This window comes from Pseudomonas sp. NFACC14, assembly GCF_900106885.1.
GTDB classification, from domain to species: domain Bacteria; phylum Pseudomonadota; class Gammaproteobacteria; order Pseudomonadales; family Pseudomonadaceae; genus Aquipseudomonas; species Aquipseudomonas fluorescens_AA.
In genome coordinates this window covers 14,653-37,934 of record NZ_FNOA01000011.1, presented here as the reverse complement: position 1 = coordinate 37,934, position 23,282 = coordinate 14,653, and the positions used below count along the sequence as shown (strand labels likewise).

21 protein-coding genes are annotated in these 23,282 nt (G+C 60.9%); 17 read left to right on the top strand and 4 right to left on the bottom strand.

Annotation, left to right across the window (positions count from 1 at the left end; translation table 11 throughout):
• The first annotated feature begins 104 nt into the window (after positions 1-104).
• Positions 105-476 carry a glutathione S-transferase N-terminal domain-containing protein gene (locus BLU85_RS17375; protein WP_092201741.1) on the top strand — a complete coding sequence of 124 codons (372 nt, stop codon included), beginning with the start codon at positions 105-107 and terminating at the stop codon, positions 474-476.
• A gap of 154 nt (positions 477-630) precedes the next feature.
• Here BLU85_RS17375 and BLU85_RS17370 read toward each other — a convergent pair whose 3' ends face one another.
• A complete protein-coding gene (locus BLU85_RS17370; RefSeq protein ID WP_092201739.1) occupies positions 631-1,797 on the bottom strand; it encodes an aminotransferase-like domain-containing protein in 1,167 nt (388 codons plus the stop codon).
• Positions 1,798-1,879: 82 nt separating this feature from the next.
• On the opposite strand from BLU85_RS17370, the gene BLU85_RS17365 reads away from it, so the two are divergent.
• From BLU85_RS17365 to BLU85_RS17345, 5 genes are all read left to right on the top strand, one after another.
• Entirely contained in the window at positions 1,880-2,317 is a 438-nt protein-coding gene (locus BLU85_RS17365; protein WP_092201737.1) for a MarR family winged helix-turn-helix transcriptional regulator, read from the top strand.
• Between the two features lie 332 nt (positions 2,318-2,649).
• Complete coding sequence (locus tag BLU85_RS17360) at positions 2,650-3,999, top strand: NCS2 family permease (protein ID WP_092201735.1); 1,350 nt, start codon at positions 2,650-2,652, stop codon at positions 3,997-3,999.
• A gap of 63 nt (positions 4,000-4,062) precedes the next feature.
• Positions 4,063-4,692 carry a LysE family translocator gene (locus BLU85_RS17355; protein WP_072406504.1) on the top strand — a complete coding sequence of 210 codons (630 nt, stop codon included), beginning with the start codon at positions 4,063-4,065 and terminating at the stop codon, positions 4,690-4,692.
• Positions 4,693-4,823: 131 nt separating this feature from the next.
• Positions 4,824-8,549, top strand: coding sequence for a calcium-binding protein (locus tag BLU85_RS17350; RefSeq protein WP_092201733.1), 3,726 nt, complete (start codon positions 4,824-4,826; stop codon positions 8,547-8,549).
• Between the two features lie 755 nt (positions 8,550-9,304).
• Positions 9,305-10,288, top strand: a complete 984-nt coding sequence (locus tag BLU85_RS17345; protein WP_092201731.1) for a hypothetical protein — start codon at positions 9,305-9,307, stop codon at positions 10,286-10,288.
• Between the two features lie 95 nt (positions 10,289-10,383).
• Here the strand turns inward: BLU85_RS17345 and uraH are convergent, their stop codons facing one another.
• A complete protein-coding gene (gene uraH / locus BLU85_RS17340) occupies positions 10,384-10,737 on the bottom strand; it encodes a hydroxyisourate hydrolase (RefSeq protein ID WP_092201729.1) in 354 nt (117 codons plus the stop codon).
• Between the two features lie 424 nt (positions 10,738-11,161).
• Here uraH and puuE point away from each other — a divergent pair, with 424 nt between their 5' ends.
• The 6 genes from puuE (at position 11,162) to BLU85_RS17305 (ending at position 16,938) form a co-directional block, all read left to right on the top strand.
• Positions 11,162-12,103, top strand: a complete 942-nt coding sequence (gene puuE / locus BLU85_RS17330; RefSeq protein ID WP_092201725.1) for an allantoinase PuuE — start codon at positions 11,162-11,164, stop codon at positions 12,101-12,103.
• Entirely contained in the window at positions 12,100-12,615 is a 516-nt protein-coding gene (gene uraD / locus BLU85_RS17325; protein WP_092201723.1) for a 2-oxo-4-hydroxy-4-carboxy-5-ureidoimidazoline decarboxylase, read from the top strand. The genes puuE and uraD overlap by 4 nt, the downstream gene beginning before the upstream one ends.
• Positions 12,616-12,682: 67 nt before the next feature.
• Entirely contained in the window at positions 12,683-13,678 is a 996-nt protein-coding gene (gene alc, locus BLU85_RS17320) for an allantoicase (RefSeq protein WP_092201721.1), read from the top strand.
• A gap of 120 nt (positions 13,679-13,798) precedes the next feature.
• A complete protein-coding gene (locus tag BLU85_RS17315; protein ID WP_092201719.1) occupies positions 13,799-14,302 on the top strand; it encodes an ureidoglycolate lyase in 504 nt (167 codons plus the stop codon).
• A gap of 51 nt (positions 14,303-14,353) precedes the next feature.
• A complete protein-coding gene (locus BLU85_RS17310) occupies positions 14,354-15,655 on the top strand; it encodes a urate hydroxylase PuuD (protein WP_092201717.1) in 1,302 nt (433 codons plus the stop codon).
• A gap of 497 nt (positions 15,656-16,152) precedes the next feature.
• Entirely contained in the window at positions 16,153-16,938 is a 786-nt protein-coding gene (locus tag BLU85_RS17305; RefSeq protein WP_092201715.1) for an outer membrane protein OmpK, read from the top strand.
• 193 nt (positions 16,939-17,131) lie between these two features.
• On the opposite strand, the gene BLU85_RS17300 is transcribed toward BLU85_RS17305, so the two are convergent.
• Both BLU85_RS17300 and BLU85_RS17295 read right to left on the bottom strand, forming a co-directional pair.
• Entirely contained in the window at positions 17,132-18,286 is a 1,155-nt protein-coding gene (locus BLU85_RS17300) for a patatin-like phospholipase family protein (protein ID WP_092201713.1), read from the bottom strand.
• 35 nt (positions 18,287-18,321) lie between these two features.
• Positions 18,322-19,254: a lipid A biosynthesis lauroyl acyltransferase gene (locus BLU85_RS17295; RefSeq protein ID WP_092201711.1), complete on the bottom strand. Its 933-nt coding sequence runs from the start codon at positions 19,252-19,254 to the stop codon at positions 18,322-18,324.
• Positions 19,255-19,372: 118 nt separating this feature from the next.
• Here BLU85_RS17295 and minC point away from each other — a divergent pair, with 118 nt between their 5' ends.
• The 5 genes from minC to BLU85_RS17270 all read left to right on the top strand — a co-directional run bounded on the left by minC (position 19,373) and on the right by BLU85_RS17270 (position 23,258).
• Positions 19,373-20,110, top strand: coding sequence for a septum site-determining protein MinC (minC, locus tag BLU85_RS17290; protein WP_092201709.1), 738 nt, complete (start codon positions 19,373-19,375; stop codon positions 20,108-20,110).
• Between the two features lie 202 nt (positions 20,111-20,312).
• On the top strand, positions 20,313-21,125 hold the full coding sequence (gene minD / locus BLU85_RS17285; RefSeq protein WP_003179114.1) for a septum site-determining protein MinD: 813 nt from the start codon (positions 20,313-20,315) through the stop codon (positions 21,123-21,125).
• The gene (minE, locus tag BLU85_RS17280; RefSeq protein WP_003179111.1) at positions 21,125-21,379 is read left to right on the top strand and encodes a cell division topological specificity factor MinE; all 255 of its coding nucleotides are present in this window, start codon (positions 21,125-21,127) and stop codon (positions 21,377-21,379) included. The genes minD and minE overlap by 1 nt, the downstream gene beginning before the upstream one ends.
• 102 nt (positions 21,380-21,481) lie before the next feature.
• Positions 21,482-22,117, top strand: a complete 636-nt coding sequence (locus BLU85_RS17275) for an RluA family pseudouridine synthase (RefSeq protein ID WP_092201707.1) — start codon at positions 21,482-21,484, stop codon at positions 22,115-22,117.
• Between the two features lie 37 nt (positions 22,118-22,154).
• Positions 22,155-23,258: a hypothetical protein gene (locus tag BLU85_RS17270; RefSeq protein ID WP_092201705.1), complete on the top strand. Its 1,104-nt coding sequence runs from the start codon at positions 22,155-22,157 to the stop codon at positions 23,256-23,258.
• Positions 23,259-23,282: the final 24 nt, after the last annotated feature.

The window sequence follows — 23,282 nt, the reverse complement described above, 5'->3', positions numbered from 1 at the left end:
CCCGTCGCCAGAAGAAAACCGGCCTGCATCGCCGGTTTTTTTTCGCCGGTGAAAAATCAGGTAAGCTGCGCGCCCTCTTCTTCCCCGCCGCGAGGCTGAATACCGTGATCGTCAAAGCGCTTCGAGTTGGCCTGGGCCAGCTCATCATCTTCATCGACTTCATCACCCGCCCAAGCAAGAAACAGCGCCCGGCCGAGGCCCAGGCGCAGGTCGACCAGGCCGCCCGCAGCCTGACGCTGTATCAATTCCACGCCTGCCCGTTCTGCGTGAAGACCCGCCGCACCTTGCGCCGCCTCAACGTACCGGTGGCGCTGCGCGATGCGAAGAACAACGCGCAGGATCGCCAGACGCTGCTGGAACAAGGCGGCAAGGTCAAAGTGCCGTGCCTGCGTATTGAAGAGAATGGCGAGACCACCTGGATGTATGAGTCCAAGGTAATCATTGAGTATCTGGATAAGCGGTTCTCTGCGGCCTGACCATTTTCTACTGTGACTACTGGCCTCATCGCGAGCAAGCTCGGCTCCCACAGTGGCTTTGTGGATGATTGCAGATTTTCAATCAACACCGGTCCCCTGTGGGAGCGAGCTTGCTCGCGATGGGGCCCGGACAGCCACCACAAAGCCCCTGACATCAAGCCGCTTTAGCCGCCAATGCCTCCCGCACCACCCCCGCCAACCGCCTGAGCCCTTCATCCAGCCGCGCCGGGTCGATGTGGCTGAAGTTCAAGCGCAAGTGCCCCGGATGCTGGTCCGGCTCCGGGAAGAACGGCTCCCCCGGCATGAACGCGACGTCGGCCGCCAGCGCCGCGGCGAGCAAGGTGCGGGTGTCCAGCGGTTGCCTGAGGGTCAGCCAGAAAAACAACCCGCCCTGGGGCACGTTCCAGTCCGCGATATCAGAGAAATGCTTTTGCAACGCCGCCTGGAACCGATCGCGACGGTCCCGGTAGAAGTCCCTCAATTCACTCAAATGGCTGCGGTACTGCTCGGTACCGATCCATTGCAGTGCCTGCCATTGACCGATGCGGTTGGTGTGCAGGTCCGCCGACTGCTTGAGCCGCAGCAGGTGCGGGAACAAATCCGGACTGGCGATCAGGTAGCCCACCCGTAGCCCCGGCAACAGGGTTTTCGACACGGTACCGGTGTAGATCCAACTGGCCTTCTTCAAGCGACTGACGATCGGCGTGGCACTGCCGCCATCGAACGTCAGCTCGCGATAGGGTTCGTCCTCGATCAGGGTAACGCCAAACTCGTCCAGCAGCGCCGCCACGGCATCGCGCTTGGCTTCGCTGTAGCGCACCGCCGAGGGGTTCTGGAACGTCGGAATCAGGTAGATGAACGCTGGCCGATGCCGCTCCAGGAGGGTCCGCAACTGGTGCAGGTCTGGGCCGTCGGCCTCCAGGGGCACGGTGATGCAGTCGGCGCCGAACAGTTGGAAAATCTGCAACGCCGCCAGGTAGGTCGGCGCTTCGAGCATCACTTCAGTGCCCACGTCGATGTGCAGCTTGGCCGCCAGGTCGAGGGTTTGCTGGGAGCCGCTGACCACCAACACCTGACTCGCCTCACAGGCCAAACCCAGCCCCCGCGCCTGGGCCGCCAGGGCTTCACGCAGGGCCGGTTCGCCTTCGCTCATGCCGTACTGGCCCATGGACAACGGCATGGCCGTCCATTCCACCTTCGGCAGCATGGCTTCGGCCGGCAGGCCGCCGGCGAACGACATCACTTCAGGGCGCTGCGCCGCCGCGAGGATTTCTCGAATCAAAGAACTTTTGAGGCGCGAGACACGTTCGGAAAAAGCCATGGGGGTCACCTGTAGCGGGTCGCTGGAAGAATGAGTCAAACTGATTGACCGAAATTACTCCGACCTCTCTGGATACGTCAATATGATTGACCTTAAAAACCCGACCTCCCAACAAATGGCCATGGAAGCGTTTTTCTTCGGTTACCAGGCGTTCACTGCCAAGGCCGATGAAATGCTCGAGCGTCGTGGGTTGAGTCGGGTCCACCAGCGCATCGTTTTTTTCATCGCCCGCTACCCGTCCTTGAGCGTGAAGGAATTGCTGGCCCTGCTCGGGGTGAGCAAGCAGGCGCTGAACATGCCGTTGCGGCAGTTGATGGAAATGCACCTGGTGAACAGCGTCGCGTCCGAGACCGACAAGCGTAAGCGGCTGTTGGAGCTGACGGCCGAGGGCGAGCGGTTCGAACAGGCGTTGCGGCGTGAGCAGGTGAAATTGCTGGAGCGGGTGTTTGCCGAGGCTGGGGAGACGGCGGTGACTGGATGGTTGGCGGTGAACCTGGCACTGGGCAAGTCTGGCGACTGAGGGCGTCTGATCCGACGCTATCGCGAGCAAGCTCGCTCCCACAGGAGACGTCGCCAGACACAAATCTTGCATTCACCACAGCCCATTGTGGGAGCGAGCTCGCTCGCGATAGCGCCCGCAAGGGCGATATACCCCTATCGCCAGACATTTCGTCGACAACATAGAAAACATTATTTGCATTATTTGTATACAAAAGCATAATTCGCTTCGTGCGAGTTCCTGACCAAAAGGTCAACATACTTCGCCAGCCTTACCTGCCTCAGCGCATCGCAGCCTCCCCAGGGCGCTTGCGGTGCCGGAAATAACAATAAGACTCTTGAGGAGTACTCGCTGTGGAAAGCCGCAAACCCGAAGCCCGGACGCTGGACCTCTCGCCGCCACTGCGCAGTGGCTGGCTGGAACGCCTCTTCAAACTCAGCTTGCATGGCACCACGGTGAAGACCGAACTGATTGCCGGCCTGACGACCTTCATCACCATGGCCTACATCATCTTCGTCAACCCCAATATCATGGCCGATGCCGGCATCGACCACGGTGCCGCGTTCGTCGCCACCTGCATCGCCGCCGCCCTGGGCTGCCTGTTGATGGGCCTGTACGCCAACTGGCCGGTGGGCCTGGCACCGGGCATGGGCCTGAACGCCTTCTTCACCTACACCGTGGTCGGGACCATGGGCTACAACTGGGAAACCGCGTTGGGCGCGGTGTTCGTTTCCGGTGTGCTGTTCATGATCCTGACCCTGTCACGGGTGCGCGAATGGCTGCTCAACAGCATTCCCGTGAGCCTGCGGTTCGCCATGGGCGCGGGGGTCGGGTTGTTCCTCGGGCTGATCGGCCTGAAAACCGCCGGGATCATCGTCGACAGCCCCGCCACCCTGATCAAGCTCGGTTCGTTGCGTGAGCCCGGTCCGCTGTTGGCCGCGGTGTGCTTCCTGATGATCGCCGTGCTCAGTTACCACCGCGTGTTCGGGGCGATCCTGATCAGCATCATCGCCGTGACCCTGGCCGGTTGGGGGCTGGGGTTGGTGCAGTACAACGGCGTCATGTCGACCCCACCCAGCCTGGCCCCGACCTGGATGGCGATGGACGTGGCCGGTGTGTTCAACGTCAGCATGATCAGCGTGGTGCTGGCCTTCCTGTTCGTGCACATGTTCGACACCGCCGGCACCTTGATGGGCGTTGCCCAGCGCGCCGGGCTGGTGAAAGCCGATGGCAAGATCGAGAACCTGTCCCGCGCCTTGAAAGCCGACAGCGCCTCCAGCGTATTCGGCGCCATGGTCGGTGTGCCGCCGGTGACCAGCTACGTCGAAAGTGCCGCCGGTGTGGCCGCCGGTGGCCGCACGGGGCTTACCGCCGTGACCGTCGGTGTGCTATTTATTGCCGCCATGTTCTTCGCGCCGCTGGCCGGGATGATCCCGGCCTATGCCACCGCCGGCGCGCTGATCTACGTGGCCATGCTGATGATGGGCGGCATGGCCCACATCGAATGGGACGAACCGACCGACAGCATTCCAGCCATCGTCACGGCCATCATGATGCCCCTGACGTTCTCGGTCGCCGACGGTATCGCCCTGGGGTTCATCACCTACGTGGTGCTCAAGGCCGGCACCGGTAAACACAAGGAAATCTCCGTCAGCCTGTGGGTGCTCTGCGCGATCTTCATCGCCAAGTTCATCTTCTTGTAAGCGATACCGTATCCACCCCGCCTCACCCCTTGGGTGAGGCTTTTGTCCATCAGGAGCAAAGCAATGAATCTGGAAACCTGGCTGTTGTTCAGTGGCGCCGCCTTGGTGGTGATCCTCATCCCCGGCCCGCTGTCGCTGTTGATGATCGGCAACAGCCTGAACTACGGCCTGCGCCGCTCGTACCCGGCATTCCTCGGCGGGGTGATCGCGTCGATCTGCCTGCTGAGCGCTTCGGCGCTGGGGCTCGGTGCGTTGCTGCTGGCGTCGGAGCAATTGTTCAGCGCCCTGAAAATCGTCGGTGCCCTGTACCTGTTCTACCTGGCCTGGCAGAGCTGGCAACAATCGCGGCAACCTGCCCAAGGCGCCGAAGTGCCCCAGGCCGCCGCGGTGCCACGTTTCCGCGCGTTGTTCGGCCGGGCGTTCGTGCTGGGTGCCAGCAATCCGAAGGACATCCTGTTCTTTGCCGCGTTCCTGCCGCAGTTCCTGAGCGCCGAACAACCCTTCCTGCCGCAGCTGCTGATCATGATCGCCACCTGGACCGTACTCGACCTGCTCTGCAAACTGGCCTACGGCCTCGGCGCCCACGGCGCGGCGCGCTATCTGCGTACCGGCAAGGGCCAGAGCTGGTTCAATCGCATCAGCGCGGGCCTGTTTGGCGGCGCGGGTGCAGCCTCCTTAATGTCCGCCCACTGAACCCTCGGCTTTGCGAATGCCTTTGTGTGCGGCATTCGCAAAACATCGCAACAACCCATCGATATACAGCACTCGGGAAAACACCTTACATAGAGGACCAATTCAAACATCGTTGAACAAGGAAGTTCACAATGGCCCAACTTATAGCGCCCTCTTGCGCTACTGACGACCGGGGTGTCGTCATTAGCGATATTGTCTTTCAGGCCAATGAGCATACGATCGAGACGCTCGACTTCAAAGTCGCCGATCAATCGCGACTCAATCCGGAACACAAGCACCGGCAAGCCCAACTCGAAGTCGTCGACAAACTTTACGGCCCGCTCCAGGTCGGCTCCGTAGCCGTGACCCGCTCCGCCCTGAATGCACTGGGTGCAACCACTGACGGTCAGGTATTGAACGGTGAAAACAGTTTCTTTCGCATCGCCAGTCGTTTTTTCCTGGACTCACTGCAGTTCAATGCAGCGGATGTCGAAACTCATATAAAACTGACCGCCGATGCAAACGACTACCGCCTGCCGACATTGCTTTTTGAAATAGCCAGCCAACGCTCACGCTCTGCGCGCCCATTATTAAGAGCCAACCTTGCAGTACAGACTGAAGCGGGCAGTTATCACAATATCCTGGAAAAACTCCTGAAGTCTGCACAGGGCCTCGACCCTCATCAGTTTGCCCAGACTTCACTGAACTGGGTAAACAAGACCAAGAGCCAGATCCTCATCCCCACCGGCCTGGGACTCCAGGCCTTCGGAATCTACAGCGGCCTGCGCGGCCTGCAAGACGCCATCCGCAACAAGGACGACTACCAGACCCTGTTCAACGGCGCCAGCATGGCCGCCGAAGTGGCTTCCTTGGGCGTCGAAGCGCTGGTGACCCGCCAAGCCACGCAAATGATCCGGGCCGGTCAGCGCTCCCTGGGGGATTTCGCGAAAACCACCTTCGCGACTCGACTGGCTCGGGGGAGTGGGCTGATTGCCAGCGTGTTGACCCTGCCTTTCGATATCGTCTCTGCAGTTGACGCTTTCAAGGCCGCCGCCAACGCGAGTGGCAAAGCGGCCACCGACCATTACGTCAGCGCCGCTTTGAGCGTCACCAGCGCCGCCATGACCCTGACCATCGGCTTGGCCGCGCTGGCGGGCTTCAGTTCAGCCGGTCCGGTGGGCCTCGCCGCCGGGCTTATCCTGGTGGTCGGGTCACAGGTCTGGGGGGCGATTCGCCAGGTCGATGAGATCGACGACTACATAACCCTCAGTGCCCACGAGCGCCTGCGAACGGGTTGGTTCGCCTTCTGGACAATCAGCCCTGACGACGATATCCAGGAGCGCTACACCCTCGCCAAGGCGACCGCCGAACACACCAGGCAACTGCGGGCCAACGCCTTGACCTTGCTCAAGGGCCCGTTGAAAGATAGTACCGAGGCGATCGTGAACGGTCGATTCACCGTGGAACTCGAGCGAGTGACCTACAACACCTGGAACTGGTGGACCGGCGAAAAGTATCAGGCAACGAACACGCGCCCGAAAATCAAGGACAGCGATGACTGGATTGATGCCCGCCAAGGCGTCACGCTCGAAACGCCTGGCGCAGTCATAGAAGCGGCGGCGGAGCACAAAGGCATCCGTTGGTACATCGGCGGCGGCAATGACACGGTTTTCGGGGTAGAAAACAAGCCGAACGTTTTCCACTACGGGTCAGGCGTCAAGCGGCTGAGGGGCGGCGCGAAAGACGATGTATTCGTTTTCGAAGGCTCGACATCCATTGCCCCGGGAGACGAAGTGCCTGCGCCGAACCGGCTGGTCGGTGGCTCGGGTAACGACACGTTGATACTGGCCGGCAATCCCGGCCATGGCCAGGTGCCGCGACTGGGTTATCACATCGATCTGGAGGCTGGGCAGGCGTCCATCATCACTCAGGAAGGTCCCAGGAGCGAAAGCGGACAGTATCGCCACGCGCTTCTTGAAGGCATCGAACATGTGGAAATCCTTGAGGGCGGCACCCATGTCATCAAGGGCAGCGCCGGCGCGAACATCATCAAGTCCCGGGGCAACGATCTCATCGAGGCTGGCGCGGGAGACGACCGGATCTTCATTCTCGGCGGCAACAACCGTAACGCCGACGGCGGGCCCGGGGACGATGCCTACGTCATCGCCCACAAACCCGGCCACGTATCGATCACCGAGGACGGCATGGGCAGCAGCGTCATTTCCCTGGACTGGCGCGCCGACCTGATTGAAAGCTGGGTGATCGAGCAGGGCAACCTGGTGATCACGTCGTGCTTCGATGGCAACGACTGGGAGTCACGCAAGGTCACCCTCAACAATGTCTATGCCGATACGGACTATCCAAGAGCATTACAGAACAACCGCCTGACCTTCACGACAAAGGACGGCTTCCACTGGGTGCCAGACCTGCCGGAGACGCTGGAGCACGACAGCCCCCTCGTCATTGAAGCGGTCATGGTGCAACACGGCATCCCCCGGAACCCGGCCATCCTCAATGACCGAAGCGAGCGCTGGGTGGCCCACGATAAGGACACGAGCTACTACGTTTCCCGGTTGATTGAATTCACCACGCTCAAGGTGAGACAGAAAAGTGAGTATTGCACCACGCTTCACCTGGACTATGCCCATAGCGAACTGACCCGGGTCGAAGCTCACTACAACGCCTATGTCATCCAGGAGGACGGAGGGGACACGGTGAAATATGGTGAGTGCGGTCTCACCCTGGATTTTGGCAGTCGCCGTGTCGTCCTGAACAACCTGGCCCGTTCCGACGAGCGCTACAGCGCACGGACAAAGACCACCGGGCGACGTGCGTTTTCCGCATTGGATTCGCAGCACACATTTATCCTGATCATGCGCGACGGCGCCTCCTACCGCCTGGCCATCCCCACCCCCGACCCCGCGCGGTTGCTGGATAAAGGATTCATCGACAAGGATCCGGTGCAATGGAAGACACAAGCCCCCCTTTCACTCACGCCGACCAGAAAGCACTACGCGTTTCTCCAGCCCCTGGATAAGAAGCCCCATCCCATGGGCAGCCAGGCCACCTGCGCGATGCTCACGCCAGCCGTTGAGCAGACCGGTATCGAAGTGCTGACAGGCCAAGGCTCCACGTACCTTGTCCACCTGAGCCCGGGCATGACACTACGGCTGACCACGCCAGGCGCACTGGCCGGCGCCAATCCACGACTGCCCCAGGCATCCACCTGGGAACTCGACGCCACCCGCCTCGGAGAGGTCGAGATCAAACTGGCCAATAACCTGCTGCAGGTAGGCACGACGATCCTTCATCTACCCGCCTATGCAGAGGACGACCTCGTCGACCAGATACGCGTCATCACGGCCCAGGGGGTCGTCCATGCAGTCGACAGCCTGTTCGAGCGCGTCTATGTAACGGCACTGGACGGCCGGTATTTTTCGCCCCCGGTCGATCCCGAAGCCGCCCTGCCCCCAGAATTGTCACGGTTAGCATCGGCACAACTGAGAGTCTCCAACGTGGCGCTCAAAGATGGCTCGCCTGGCTCACTGAGTTATCACCTCAAGGCGCGCCAGTGGACCCTCGATAGCGATGAATCCCGGGTCATCGCCGCAACGAGGCTAAGAAAAACCAACTTGTGCGATCACCATCTCAGCCTTTATCAGGACCTGGCTCGCGAAGGCCTCAGCCAGAATCCCCCCCTGGACGACGAGGCGCTGCGCTTGTTGCGCGAACAGTGCGTGAAATGGGCCGAAAGCACGACGTTGAACAAGTCACTGATGCTTGCGCAGGCCATCGCGCTGAGCCCGACTTTTGGCCTGGAACTTCCTCATTGGCGTTGGCTGCTCTCCCCAGGCGAGATCGCCTCCAGACAGACCTAGCCCTGACGAGCGACTGCGAACGTCTCTTGCAGACGCAATACATATGTACTGCACCCGCCCGTTGATTTTCCAAGAACATCTTCCAGCGCGTTGCCCGTCAATCCACACGACGGGCGACGACGTAGTCATTGTCCATACTTTTCAAATTCAAGAGCGCAAACGTCAATGAGCCCCAGAAAAAACACCCGCCCCAACGTTCCAACTTCGCCTCCCGATACGCCCCACGGCAGTCGCGATACCACCCCCGAAAGCTTGCCCAGGAGCCCTATCAGGGTCGATGGCAACGATTCGTCGCCCGGCTCGTCGCCTGGGCGACAAACCGAAGCCGCTGACGCCCAGGCCACGGTGGTCCAGGTAGCGGAACTCACCTCCCAAGCCGCCATCGCCCATGTGCCCGCCTCGCTATCGCTGGACAATTATTACCTTTCCCCCGAGCTGATCCCCATGCTGTCGGACCCGGACCCGACCTCCGGGATCCAGACATTCAGGACCCGGACTTACGTCAAACTTGCCGAAGGTGGGACGGTGCTATTGGGGCGCGATGCCGACCAAAACTACCGGGCGCGCTCAAGCGCTGAGCTCGTTGCGTCCGGCCCCCGCCTGGAACAAGTCGAAGGCAGCCTGCTGTGGCGGCAGGTTTCCCACGGCAGCGACTCCACGCTCACCATTACCCGCTACAACGTGCCGGACGATGATCCTCGGAAGGGCCCGCGCCCAAGCGCCAGCGCACGGCGCCACCCTCCAGTGAAGTCGCAGTGGAAACCACCCCGGTTTTTCGCAAGGAATGGGGGGTCGAGCCAAAGCTCACCCTGCCGGCCTTCATCACCATCGGCGACGTTCACTATAAGCGGGTGACACGTGTCGACGCACGGGACTACCCCATTGCCTACATTCAGCAACCTGGCCATCCCGCCTATGATTTTGACCTGCTGGAGGCCATCCTCAGGCATACCCCGGACGAGCAGCCCCGAAGCGTAATCCGCGTGCCGCCGGACAACCATTGGGAGATCGATGCCAGGCTTCCCTTCGAGAAACCGCTGACGGCTTATGTCAGGGAAGTGTTTCCCGAGGTCACCACCGTCACCCTGGAAAATATCGCCAGAAGGCAGTTCGAACTCGCCAACAGCTCCTCGATCGCCGACGCTGCGGGCCTGACCGCACTGAGGCAGATTTTCCATAGCTGGAAAAACGCCGTTCCCTCGCCCCATCCGCAATGGACCGACCCCTTGCTGATGCTGCCCGTGCTCCCGACCTCTTCAGGGATCACGAGCGCTTCGCGTTCGATAGACCTGCCCATTTCCACCTCGACGGGGAGACTGGATCGGCTGGACTTCGACCCCCTACGGTTCCCGCGAGAGTGGAATTTCTTCATGTCGACCTACTCGCCGATGGACCTCAAACGCTTCATGGCCGGCATCCTGACGCGCAATGGCTACACGGTCATGGAGCCCAACAGTTTCAATAGCTTTCCGGCGCTGGTGTTTCGGCGCACCGGGCATGAATATGTATTTTTCATGAGCCTGCATCGCACTCGCATGCCGAAACTCTCCCTGCCCACCCACATGAATCCCAACACCACCGGCATCAACCTGGAGACCCAGGTCGGCGACGCTGCCGCACAAGCGGTCAAGGACGCCCATCAGGCCGGCAAAATCATCTGGCTAAAGGGCGGTTCACAGATCCGGCCTGGTTACGCGGACACTGTCTTTATCATTCGGGATGACAACGCCAGGCTGTAGGCTGGCGGCAAAAAAAAAGCCCGCAGTGTGAGCGGGCGAAAAACCAAAGAAGCGCCATGCGCAGTCGCTTCCAGGAGAGGCAGCTGCTTGGGGGATCAACTGCCTCGATAGGTGGAATAGGCGTAGGGCGAAATCAGCAGGGGCACGTGATAATGCTCCTGCTCGGCCGAAATACCGAAGCGCAGCACCACCACATCCAGGAACGCCGGATCGGGCAGTTGGACGCCACGGGCGCGGTAATAATCGCCGGCATGAAATTGCAGCTGATAGACGCCCGAACGGTAGTCCTCCCCTTGCAACAGCGGTGCGTCGCAGCGACCATCGCTGTTGGTCTGCGCGCTGGCGACCAGCTGCAATTGCGAGCCCTCCACACGGTACAACTCGATCTTGATCGCGCTGCCCGGGCAGCCATGTGCAGCATCCAAAACGTGAGTAGTCAAACGTCCCATTGCTTGTGCGCGCCTCGCTGCGGGGCAGCCCGGCACGACGCCTCCTGATCAGTTGAAAGACAGACCGCACCGTTTCGGAGCACGAAACGCCACGGCGATGAGCGAATTAAGACACTTTAATAGAATATTGTACACAATAAAAAACAAGAATTTCCCCTATATGATCCTTCACGGCGCGCCCGCCCAAGATTCAAGCCGAACCAACACCTACATGATTCCTCCAGGGATTAATTGACCAAGTGGGCAGGTTTCTTGCAACGTTTCTTGCAATGGAGAAACGCCAGGACCCGCCATGAAAAATGCAAAAAATCAGGCTTACAAATTGCGTATAAAGTTGTATACAATCACTCCATCGTCGTGACGCCAGCCTATATTTCATCATCAGGGCGCCACCCACATGGTTCGAACAAGAAGGAAGACTGCAGTGAGCGCTGACTACCCACGCGACCTGATCGGTTACGGCAATAACCCTCCCCATCCCCAATGGCCGGGCAATGCCCGCATCGCTTTGTCCTTCGTGCTCAACTACGAAGAAGGTGGCGAACGCAACGTCCTGCATGGCGACAAGGAATCCGAAGCGTTCCTTTCGGAGATGGTCGCCGCGCAACCGCTGCAGGGCGAGCGCAACATGAGCATGGAGTCGCTGTACGAGTATGGCAGCCGCGCCGGTGTCTGGCGGGTCCTCAAGCTGTTCAAGGAGTTCGATATCCCACTGACCATTTTCGCCGTGGCCATGGCCGCCCAGCGTCATCCGGACGTGATTCGCGCCATGGTCGCCGCCGGTCACGAAATCTGCAGCCACGGCTATCGCTGGATCGACTACCAATACATGGATGAGGCCCAGGAGCGCGACCACATGCTCGAAGCGATCCGCATCCTCACCGAAATCACTGGCGAGCGTCCGCTGGGCTGGTACACCGGCCGCACCGGCCCGAACACCCGCCGGCTGGTGATGGAAGAAGGCGGTTTTCTCTACGACAGCGACACCTACGACGACGACCTGCCCTACTGGGAACCGAACACCCCGAACGGCAAGCCGCACCTGGTGATTCCCTACACCCTCGACACCAACGACATGCGCTTCACTCAGGTGCAGGGTTTCAACAAGGGTGACGATTTTTTCCAATACCTCAAGGACGCTTTCGACGTGCTGTATGCCGAAGGCGCCGAGGCGCCGAAGATGCTGTCCATCGGGCTGCATTGCCGGCTGATCGGTCGCCCCGCGCGCCTGGCATCCCTCAAGCGCTTCCTCGAATACGTCAAAGGCCATGAACACGTCTGGTTCAGCCGTCGTGTCGACATCGCCCGCCACTGGCAGCAGGTCCACCCGTACCAAGGGGCATCGAATCCAGGAGCCTCGAAATGACCGCCTTCCAGACCCTCAAGCCTTCCACCTTGAGCCGCGAAGCCTTCGTCCGGGCTTTCGCCGACATCTACGAACATTCGCCCTGGGTCGCCGAAAAGGCGTTTGACCTGGGCCAGGATCCCTCGATCGACGAGATCGAGACCCTGCACCAGCGCATGAGCGACATCCTGTTGAGCGCCGATCACGCCAGCCAACTGGCGCTGATCAACGCCCACCCGGACCTGGCCGGCAAAGCCGCCGTCCAGGGCCAACTGACCGAAGCCAGCACGAACGAACAGGCCGGCGCCGGTATTCACCAATGCACGGCCGAAGAGTTTCAACGCTTCACCGAGCTGAACGACGCCTACAAGGCCAAGTTCAAGTTTCCCTTCATCATGGCGGTAAAAGGCAGCAACCGGCACCAGATCCTCGAGGCATTCGAAACGCGCATCCATCACTCGGCAGACGCCGAATTCAAATGCGCGCTGGCAGAGATCAACAAGATCGCGTTGTTCCGATTACTGACCCTTTAGCGAGCAGTCCTGAACCCTGGAACCTGCAAGCATCCCCAGCCAACTTATTTAAAGGCAGACAAGAAGAATGAAAGCTTACGCCGTACCTTTCGAGAAGTTCGTCAACCTGGCCGACGCCCGCCTGGGCACCAAGATCATCTCGGTCACCGATGACTGGTTCGCCGACGCCAACCGCCTGTTCCAGCCGACCCCGGCCGTGTGGAAGGAGGGCGTGTTCGATGATAACGGCAAGTGGATGGACGGCTGGGAATCGCGGCGCAAGCGCTTCGAAGGCTACGACAGCGCGGTGATCCGCCTGGGTGTGGCGGGCTCAATCAAAGGCGTGGACATCGACACTTCATTCTTCACCGGCAACTACCCACCGTCGGCCTCCCTCGAAGCCTGCTTCCTGACCGAAGGCGAGCCGGACGATAACACCCAGTGGACTGAAGTGCTGTCAGCCGTGGAGTTGCAAGGCAACAGCCACCACTACCACGAGATCAGCAACGACCAGGCCTTCAGCCACCTGCGTTTCAACATCTACCCCGATGGCGGCGTGGCCCGCTTGCGGGTCTACGGCATTCCGTACCGCGACTGGTCGGCCGTGGGCGACAACGAACAGATCGACCTGGCCGCCGCCCTCAACGGTGGCCGCGCCCTGGCCTGCTCCGACGAGCACTTCGGCCGCATGAGCAATATCCTCAACCCGGGTCGTGGCGTGAACATGGGCGATGGCTGGGAAACCGCCCGTCGTCGTACCCCGGGCAATGACTGGGTCATCGTCGCCCTGGGCCATGCCGGCGAGGTGGAGAAAGTCATCGTCGACACCCTGCACTTCAAGGGCAACTACCCCGACAGCTGCTCGATCCAGGGCGCGTTCGTCAAGGGCGGCACCGACAGCCAGATCGAAACCCAGTCGCTGTTCTGGCGCGAACTGCTGCCGAGCCAGAAGCTGGAGATGCACGCCGAACACACCTTCGCCGAGCAGATCAAGGGCCTGGGGCCCATCACCCACATCCGCCTCAATGTATTCCCGGATGGTGGCGTGAGTCGTCTGCGGGTGTTGGGCAAGGTATCGAAATAAGGGTGAACCCAAATCGCGAGCAAGCTCGCTCCCACATTTGAAATGCATTCCCCTGTGGGAGCGAGCTTGCTCGCGATGGCAGCACGACAAACAACACAGAATTCAAGGTAAAGGACCAGCATGCGCACACTCAAGATCGAACCGTTGACCAAAGAAGCCTTCGCCCCGTTCGGTGACGTGATCGAAACCGACGGCAGCGATCACTTCATGATCAACAACGGTTCGACCATGCGCTTCCATCGCCTGGCGACGGTGCAAACCGCCACGCCGGACGATCAGGCGATCATCAGCATCTTCCGCGCCGACGCGCTGGACATGCCGTTGACCGTACGCATGCTGGAGCGCCATCCGCTGGGCAGCCAGGCCTTCATTCCGCTGCTCGGCAACCCCTTTCTGATCGTGGTCGCGCCACTTGGCGATGCACCTGTATCAGGCTTGGTCCGCGCCTTCGTCACCAACGGCAGGCAGGGCATTAATTACCATCGCGGCGTCTGGCACCACCCGGTGCTGACGATCGAAAAGCGGGATGACTTCCTGGTGGTTGATCGCAGTGGCACAGGCAATAACTGCGATGAGCATTTCTTCAAAGAGGACGAGTGTTTGGTCCTCGCCCCCCACCAATAAGAGAAGGTCCGATCACGCGCAGACAAGCGTGACGGGCGAGAGGTAAAGACTGTGGAAGCACATATGCTGGAATGGCTGAACCTGAGCGTGCGCTGGGTTCATATGATCACTGGCGTGGCCTGGATCGGCGCGTCGTTCTACTTCGTCTGGCTGGAAAACAACCTCAACCGCGTCAACCCCAGGAGCGGCCTGGCCGGCGACCTGTGGGCCATCCACGGTGGCGGCATCTACCACCTGGAAAAATACAAGCTCGCGCCACCGTCCATGCCGGAGAACCTGCACTGGTTCAAATGGGAAGCCTATTTCACCTGGATGTCGGGTATCGCCCTGCTGTGCGTGGTGTTCTATTGGAACCCGACCGTCTACCTGCTGGCCCCCGGCAGCGGCCTGAGCGGCCCCGAAGGCGTCGCCTTGGGCATCGGCTCGTTGTTCGTCGGCTGGTTCGTCTATTCCTTCCTGTGCGACTCGGCCCTGGGCAAGCGCCCAGCCTTGCTCGGCCTGATCCTGTTCGTGCTGTTGATCGCCGCGGCCTACGGGTTCAGCAAAGTGTTCAGCGGTCGCGGTGCCTACCTGCATGTCGGGGCGGTCATCGGCACGATCATGGTGGGCAACGTGTTCCGCATCATCATGCCGGCACAACGCGCCCTGGTGGCGGCGATCGCCGAGAACCGCACACCCGACCCGGCATTGCCGGCCAAGGGCTTGTTGCGTTCGCGCCACAACAACTACTTCACCCTGCCGGTGCTGTTCATCATGATCAGCAACCACTTCCCGAGCACCTACGGCAGCCAGTACAACTGGTTGATCCTGGCCGGTATCGCCGTGGCGGCGGTGTTGGTGCGGCATTACTTCAACACGCGCCATGACAGCAACCGATTTGCCTGGACGCTGCCGGTCGGTGCCCTGGCGATGATCTGCCTGGCTTATGTCACCGGCCCCAAACCCATGCCCAGCGCACCGGACGTGGCCAAGGCACCCGGCGTGATCGAGTACCAACCGTTGCCGGAAACGGCAGTGGGCGGCGGCGCGAAACCGGCGACCGCCCCCGCCGCACCGGCCTCGGCGCCTGCTCAGGCCGCCAACGCCCAGGGCCCCTCGTTCGAGAAGGTCCACAGCGTGATCCAGGAACGCTGCTCGGTCTGCCACTCGGCCAAGCCCACCAGCCCGCTGTTCAGTACCGCGCCGGGCGGAGTGATGTTCGACACGCCGCAGCAGATCCAGCAACAGGCCGCGCGCATCCAGGCCCAAGCCGTGACCAGCCAGATCATGCCGTTGGGCAACATCACTCAGATGACCCAGCAGGAACGCGACCTGATCGGCGCGTGGATCAACCAGGGCGCGCGCGCCAACTGAGCCACGTGCGCCAACACCGTTAATCGTCATACCGCTGACAGGTCGACCGGCACACCACCGGTCCCCCGTCAGCGACTGCCTGCGCCTCAACAATAAAAACAAGAGGAAAGCACCCGATGACCAAGCCCCACCATCACGCCCCAAATTCGCCGCGCATGCGCTGTTGCAGGGCACTTGAGCCCTTCGAGGCAAGCCCGTATCCTGCGCGGCCGTTTGAAGCAGGCCTACAACAAAATCCCTTCCGATCCTGACCGGACCGCCAACTTGTTGCGGCGTTGGCGGACATGACGCGCCTCTGAAAACAGCTTTTCCGACTGATCAAAAAACCGCAAGGCACGCCATTTCCGGTTTTTTCCGGACTTGGCTCAGCGCTTGCTATCAGCATTCGCCACGCTCAAAAAGCTGACCGAACGGATGTTTTTAATCCATGGAAAAAGGCGCCACACCAGAGCGCTGACTGAAAAAAGCAGTACCACTTACCTTTGGGAGCAAACCGAATGAAACGTACGTGCACCAGCCTGATACTCGCAGGATCCTTGCTGGTCGCAGGCCAGGCGATGGCCGACGATCTGTTCCAATGGCAGAACAACAGCCTGACCTACCTGTATGGCAAGGATTTCCAGGTCAACCCGCGTATCCAGCAGACCGTGACCTTCGAACACGCCGATGCCTGGAAATACGGGGACAACTTCTTCTTCCTCGACCGGATCTTCTACAACGGCCAGGACGACAGCCAGTCCGGCCCGAATACCTACTATGGCGAGTTCAGCCCGCGCCTGTCGTTCGGCAAGATCTTCGACCAGAAGCTGGAACTGGGCCCGATCAAGGATGTGCTGCTGGCCATGACCTATGAGTTCGGGGAAGGTGACAACGAGTCCTACCTGATCGGCCCGGGCTTCGACCTGGCCATTCCCGGCTTCGACTACTTCCAGCTGAACTTCTACAACCGCCAGACCGAAGGCCCGCGCGCCGGCGACAATGTCTGGCAGATCACCCCAGCCTGGGCCTACACCATACCGGTGGGTTCTTCCGACATCCTGATCGACGGCTTCATCGACTGGGTGGTGGACAACGACACCAACGACAAGGGCACCTACCACGCCAACCTGCACATCAACCCGCAGATCAAATATGACCTGGGCAAGGCCTTGAAGCTTGGCGCCAAGCAGCTGTATGTGGGCGTGGAGTATGACTACTGGAAGAACAAATACGGGATCGAAGACAGCGAAGGGTTCAAGACCAACCAGAGCAACACCAGCTTCTTGCTCAAGTATCACTTCTAACCGCGCCACCCAGGTGGGAGCGAGCTTGCTCGCGATGGCGGTGGGTCAGGCTAAACAGGTGTTGGATGTGCCGCCGTCATCGCGAGCAAGCTCGCTCCCACATTGGTTTCGTGAAAGCCAGGATTCAGCGCCCACCGCAAATCCCTTGTGGGAGCGAGCTTGCTCGCGATAGCGGTGGACCGGCTTGCATCAGTCAGGACAACCCCAAAAACCGGCTCAACGCCTCGCGCTGCGCCAGTGCATCCTGGCGTCCCAACTCGATCAGCTCGCTGCAATACCCCGCCTCGAACAACAGGTAGCTCAGCACCCCCGCGCCACTGGTCTTGGTCGCGCCCGGCCCACGCAAGAAAACCCGCAACGCACGGGGCAGTTCCTGACGATGGCGAGCGGCGATTTCATCGATCGGCTGGCTTGGCGAAATCACCAATACCTCCACTGGCGCCGCGCCCAGGGCATGGGCCGGCACATCATCGGGCAGCAGGTGGCTGAAACCGTTCAAGCGTTGAAGCAACTCGATGTCACTTTCCAGGCTGTCGATGAAGGTGCTGTTGAGCATATGGCCGCCGATCTGCGCCAGGGACGGTTGCAGGCCGGTGTAGCTGCGCTCGGAAGGATCCTGGCCACCGGCGCCACGGGGGTTGCCGCTGACGCCGATCACCAGCACGCGATTGGCCCCCAGGTGCAAGGCCGGGCTGATGGGCGCCGATTGCCGCACCGCGCCGTCGCCAAAGTATTGCGGGCCGATCTTGACCGGCGCGAACAACAGCGGAATCGCCGAGCTGGCCAGCAGATGCTCCACCGACAGCAGCGTCGGCACACCGATACGCCGGTGGCGCAGCCAGGCATCGATGGTGCCGCGGCCCTGGTAGAAAGTGACGGCCTGGCCGGATTCATAACCGAATGCCGTCACCGCCACCGCCCGCAGTTGCTGCTCGGCGATGGCCAGTTCGATACCCGAGGCGTGGAACTGGGCCTGGAGCAGTTCCCGCAATGGCGAACTGTCGATCAGCGCCACCGGCAACTTGGCTCCCAGGCCCAGCAGGCTGTGGGTGATGAAGCGCGTCGCCTGGACCAGCACGCCGCGCCAGTCGCTGCGCATGACCTGATGGCTGCGCACCGCTTGCCAGAACGCCGTCAGCCGTTCGATGGCGGTCTTGAAGTCCATCGCCCCGCTCGCCAGGCTGACTGCGTTGATCGCCCCGGCCGAAGTGCCGACGATCACCGGAAACGGGTTATCCGCCCCGTCGGGTAACAATTCGGCAATCGCCGCCAATACCCCCACTTGATACGCCGCCCGAGCCCCACCGCCGGAAAGAATCAAACCTGTAACCGGTTCAGCTGGGGTCATCGCAATGCTCCGTGCTCAAGGTGATATCAAACAACTCAACCGCGTTTGTCGTACAGCTTGGGCTCGCCCGGTGGACGGCTTTTGAAACGCCGGTGGGTCCACAGGTACTGCTCGGGACAATCGCGCACCGACTGCTCGACCCATTGATTGATGCGGATGCAATCGGCTTCCTCGGTCTCCCCCGGGAAATCCGCCAGCGGAGCCTGGATCACCAGGCGATAACCGCTGCCATCGGCCAGGCGCTCCTGAGTGAAAGGCACCACCAGCGCCTTGCCCAGGCGGGCGAACTTGGTGGTGGCGGTGACCGTCGCGGCCTGGATGCCGAACAGCGGCACGAACACGCTTTGCTTGGCGCCGTAGTCCTGGTCCGGCGCATACCAGATCGCCCGCCCGGCCCGCAGCAGCTTGAGCATGCCGCGCACGTCGTCACGCTCCACCGCCAGGGAATCGAGGTTGTGCCGCTCGCGGCCCCGACGCTGAATGTAGTCGAACAACGGGTTATTGTGCTCGCGGTACATGCCATCGATGGTGTGCTGCTGGCCGAGCAAGGCCGCGCCGATTTCCAGCGTGGTGAAATGCAGCGCCATCAGGATCACGCCCTTGCCCTCGCGCTGGGCCTGCTTGAGATGTTCCAACCCTTCGACATGGGCCAGTTTCGCCAGCCGCGAGCGCGACCACCACCAACTCATGGCCATTTCGAAAAAGGCGATGCCGGTGGAGGCAAAGTTCTCCTTGAGCAGACGCTTGCGTTCGGCAGCGGACTTTTGCGGGAAACACAGTTCCAGGTTGCGACGGGCAATGCGCCGTCGGTCGCCGGCCACCCGGTACATCAGCGCCCCCAAGGCACGACCGACCCGCAGCAATAACGGATAAGGCAATTGCACGATCAGCCACAACAGCCCCAGGCCACACCACAGCAGCCAGAAACGCGGATGAAAAAAAGCAGCTCGAAAACGCGGGCGATCCATTACAACTTCCATTAAGACATGGGCCGCGCATTCTACATTGTTCGACCCGGGTTGCGGCTGGCGGACGATCTCGTTATAAGTCTCGGCACTTTTAGTGACAAGCCGTTGTACGCCGACCATGAGCCAAACCGAACCGCTAGACCAAGATCCCGTGTTCCAGCTGAAGGGCAGCATGCTCGCCATTACGGTGCTGGAACTGGCCCGCAACGACCTGGAGAGCCTTGACCGGCAACTGGCGGCGAAAGTCGCCCAGGCCCCGAACTTCTTCAGCAATGCCCCCCTGGTGCTGGCCCTGGACAAGCTGCCGGCTGGCGAAGGCTCAGTGGATCTGCCAGGCCTGATGCGCATTTGCCGCCAGCACGGTCTGCGCACCCTGGCGATCCGCGCCAGCCGCATCGAAGACATCGCCGCCGCCATCGCCGTGGACATTCCCGTGCTACCGCCGTCCGGCGCCCGGGAACGTGTGCTGGAACTGAGCCCGGCCGAAGCGAAGAAAGCCCCGGAAAAACCACCGGAGCCCACCATCAAGCCGACGCGGGTCATCACCACGCCAGTGCGCGGCGGGCAACAGATTTATGCCCAAGGTGGCGATCTGGTCATCGTGTCGTCGGTCAGCCCGGGGGCGGAACTTCTGGCCGATGGCAACATCCATGTATACGGCCCGATGCGCGGTCGAGCGCTGGCCGGCGTCAAGGGTGATACCAAAGCCAGGATCTTCTGTCAGCAATTGAGCGCTGAGCTGGTTTCCATCGCCGGGCAGTACAAGGTCTCCGAGGATTTGCGTCGCGACCCGTTGTGGGGGGCCGGCGTTCAGATCAGCCTGTCGGGCGACGTGTTGAACATCATTCGGCTTTAACGGATACTGCCGCATTTTCCAAGCATCTCTAAAACGAGCGAAAACGGCTTAAAACGACGCAGGAAAAAGGATCTAGCAGTGTTTACCGGAGGTAGACCCCGCCCGACAGCCGATTCCAGCCAAGCCTGTCCAATTGCAACGGTTTTCCAGAGATGTTTTTCAGGGGCTGACAAAGTCCCTTTTTCCTTAGGGGTGAAACACCTTGGCCAAGATTCTCGTGGTTACATCCGGCAAGGGTGGTGTGGGTAAGACCACCACCAGCGCCGCTATCGGTACCGGCCTCGCTCTGCGCGGCCACAAGACAGTCATCGTCGACTTCGACGTCGGTTTGCGTAACCTGGACCTGATCATGGGTTGCGAGCGCCGCGTGGTCTACGACTTCGTCAACGTGGTCAACGGCGAAGCGAACCTGCAACAGGCCCTGATCAAGGACAAGCGCCTTGAGAACCTCTACGTGCTGGCCGCCAGCCAGACCCGCGACAAAGACGCGCTGACCCAGGAAGGCGTGGAAAAAGTGCTGATGCAACTCAAGGAAGACTTCGAGTTCGTGGTCTGCGACTCCCCGGCCGGTATCGAGAAAGGCGCCCACCTGGCCATGTACTTCGCCGACGAAGCGATTGTCGTGACCAACCCGGAAGTGTCGTCGGTCCGTGACTCCGACCGCATGCTGGGCCTGCTGGCGAGCAAATCCCGCCGCGCCGAAAAGGGCGAAGAGCCGATCAAGGAACACCTGCTGCTGACTCGCTACAACCCTCAACGGGTCAGCGATGGCGAGATGCTGGGCGTCGAAGACGTCAAGGAAATCCTCGCGGTCACCCTGCTGGGTGTCATTCCGGAATCCCAAGCGGTACTCAAGGCTTCCAACTCCGGCGTGCCGGTGATTCTCGACGACCAGAGCGATGCCGGCCAGGCATACAGCGATGCCGTCGATCGCCTGCTGGGCAAGACCGTGGAGCATCGTTTCCTCGATGTAACGAAGAAAGGTTTCTTCGAGCGCCTGTTTGGAGGTAGGTAATGAACCTTTTTGACTTCTTTCGTGCCAACAAAAAGCCCAGTACCGCCTCGGTCGCGAAAGAGCGTCTACAGATCATCGTGGCGCACGAACGCGGCCAACGCAGCACCCCTGACTACCTGCCGGCCTTGCAGAAGGAACTGGTGGAAGTGATCCGCAAATACGTCAACATCGGTAGCGATGACGTGCATGTGGCGCTGGAAAGCCAGGGCAGCTGCTCGATCCTGGAACTCAATATCACCCTGCCGGATCGCTGATCGCCCCGGCGGGAGCCACGGCGGCTCGGGTCCTTCTCCTCCCACCCTTGGGTTCGAGAAGGACCCGAGCCGCCGTTGGCGTTTGTAACGAGACTGTTTTCAATGCCCCTGTCCAACATCCGCATCATTCATCAGGACGCCGCTGTCCTGGTGGTCGACAAGCCGACCCTGTTGCTTTCCGTGCCCGGCCGGGCCGACGACAACAAAGATTGCCTGATCACCCGCCTGCAGGAAAACGGCTACCCGGAAGCGCGAATCGTGCACCGACTGGACTGGGAAACCTCCGGCATCATCCTCTTGGCCCGTGACCCGGACACCCATCGCGAACTGTCCCGGCAATTTCATGATCGCGAAACCGAAAAAGCCTATACGGCATTGTGCTGGGGCCAACCGGAGCTGGACAGTGGCAGCATCGACCTGCCCTTGCGCTACGATCCGCCGACCAAACCCCGGCATGTGGTGGACCATGAACAGGGCAAACACGCCCTGACCTTCTGGCGCGTACTGGAACGTTGCGGCGACTGGTGCCGGGTCGAGCTGACGCCGATCACCGGGCGCTCGCACCAATTGCGCGTACACATGCTGTCCATCGGTCACCCGCTGCTGGGCGACGGGCTCTACGCCCACCCGCAGGCCCTCTCCGCCTGGCCACGCCTGTGCCTGCACGCCAGCATGTTGAGCTTCACCCATCCGCAAAGCGGCGAGCGCTTGCGCTTCGAGTGCCCGGCACCGTTCTAGATCCGTTGAAAATGGCTTCATCCGATAAAGGCTTGGCATGCAAGTAATTGATTTTCTGGAAACACCCGTCAAAAAAGTCCGCCACCAATTGCTCTACCTGATCTACGGCGACAAGGACGCTTATCGCCACGAAGCCAAGTTCAGCATCCTCACCGCCCTGGCCCACGGCAATCCGGCGACCCTGCCCAGCATCAGGATCCTGACCGACCGGCCTGAGGATTATCGCGGCTGGCCGGTCGAAACACTCGCGCTGAGCCCGCGGTTGCTGGCCGAGTGGCAAGGCGACAACGGTTACATTCACCGGCGCAAAGCCTGTGCCATCGCGGCCGGCCTGACGCTGGCGGAGAAGACCCTGTTCGTCGACACCGACACGCTGTTCCTCTGCGACCCCGACCTGCTGTTCAAGCAAATCCAGCCAGGGCAGTACCTGATGGACAGCTTCGAATACCACTGGGACTATGTCTGCAAGCGTGAGGATTACCTCAAGCTGGGCACGCACCTGCGCGCCCACGGCATCACCCCGGACAACAGTTTCAAGCTCTACAACAGCGGGTTGTGCGGTGTGACTGACAAAGACGGGGCGCTGCTGGCCCAGGCCGTCGGGCTGATCGATGAATGGACCGAAGGTGGCTTCGACATCCACACCATCGAACAGATCGCGATTTCATTCGCCTTGCGCAACCAGACCATCAGCGAAACCAACAAGCACGTCTATCACTACTTCGCCGAGAAGCGCTTCTTCCACACCATGCAAGCGCACTTCTTTGCCCTGCACGGCGAGGCGTTCAACACGCAGTTGGTGGAGCGTTGTCACGACGTTCCGCGCACCCGGCCTTTCCCGTCGGCCTGGCGGCGGCTGAAGATCAAATGGAAGTTGCGCAATCACAGCGGCCCCTTGTACCGGATCGGTCGCGACCTGCTGTATGGCAGCGCGGCACCGGAGCATCCTTACTACAACCTCTGCCGGCACCATTGGTGGGATTCGGCATCGCGGGAGATCCTTCGCCTGGACCCGAAACGCCAGCAACAGTGGTTCGGCCAACTGGAGCACTGGCCGCGGCACCTGCCAGAACCGTCCAAGGCACAGGACAAGCCGCTGATCATGGCGCACTTGCGCAAGCGGATCACGGCCTCGGGCTGATCGATGGCGGGGCCGTGGAACAAT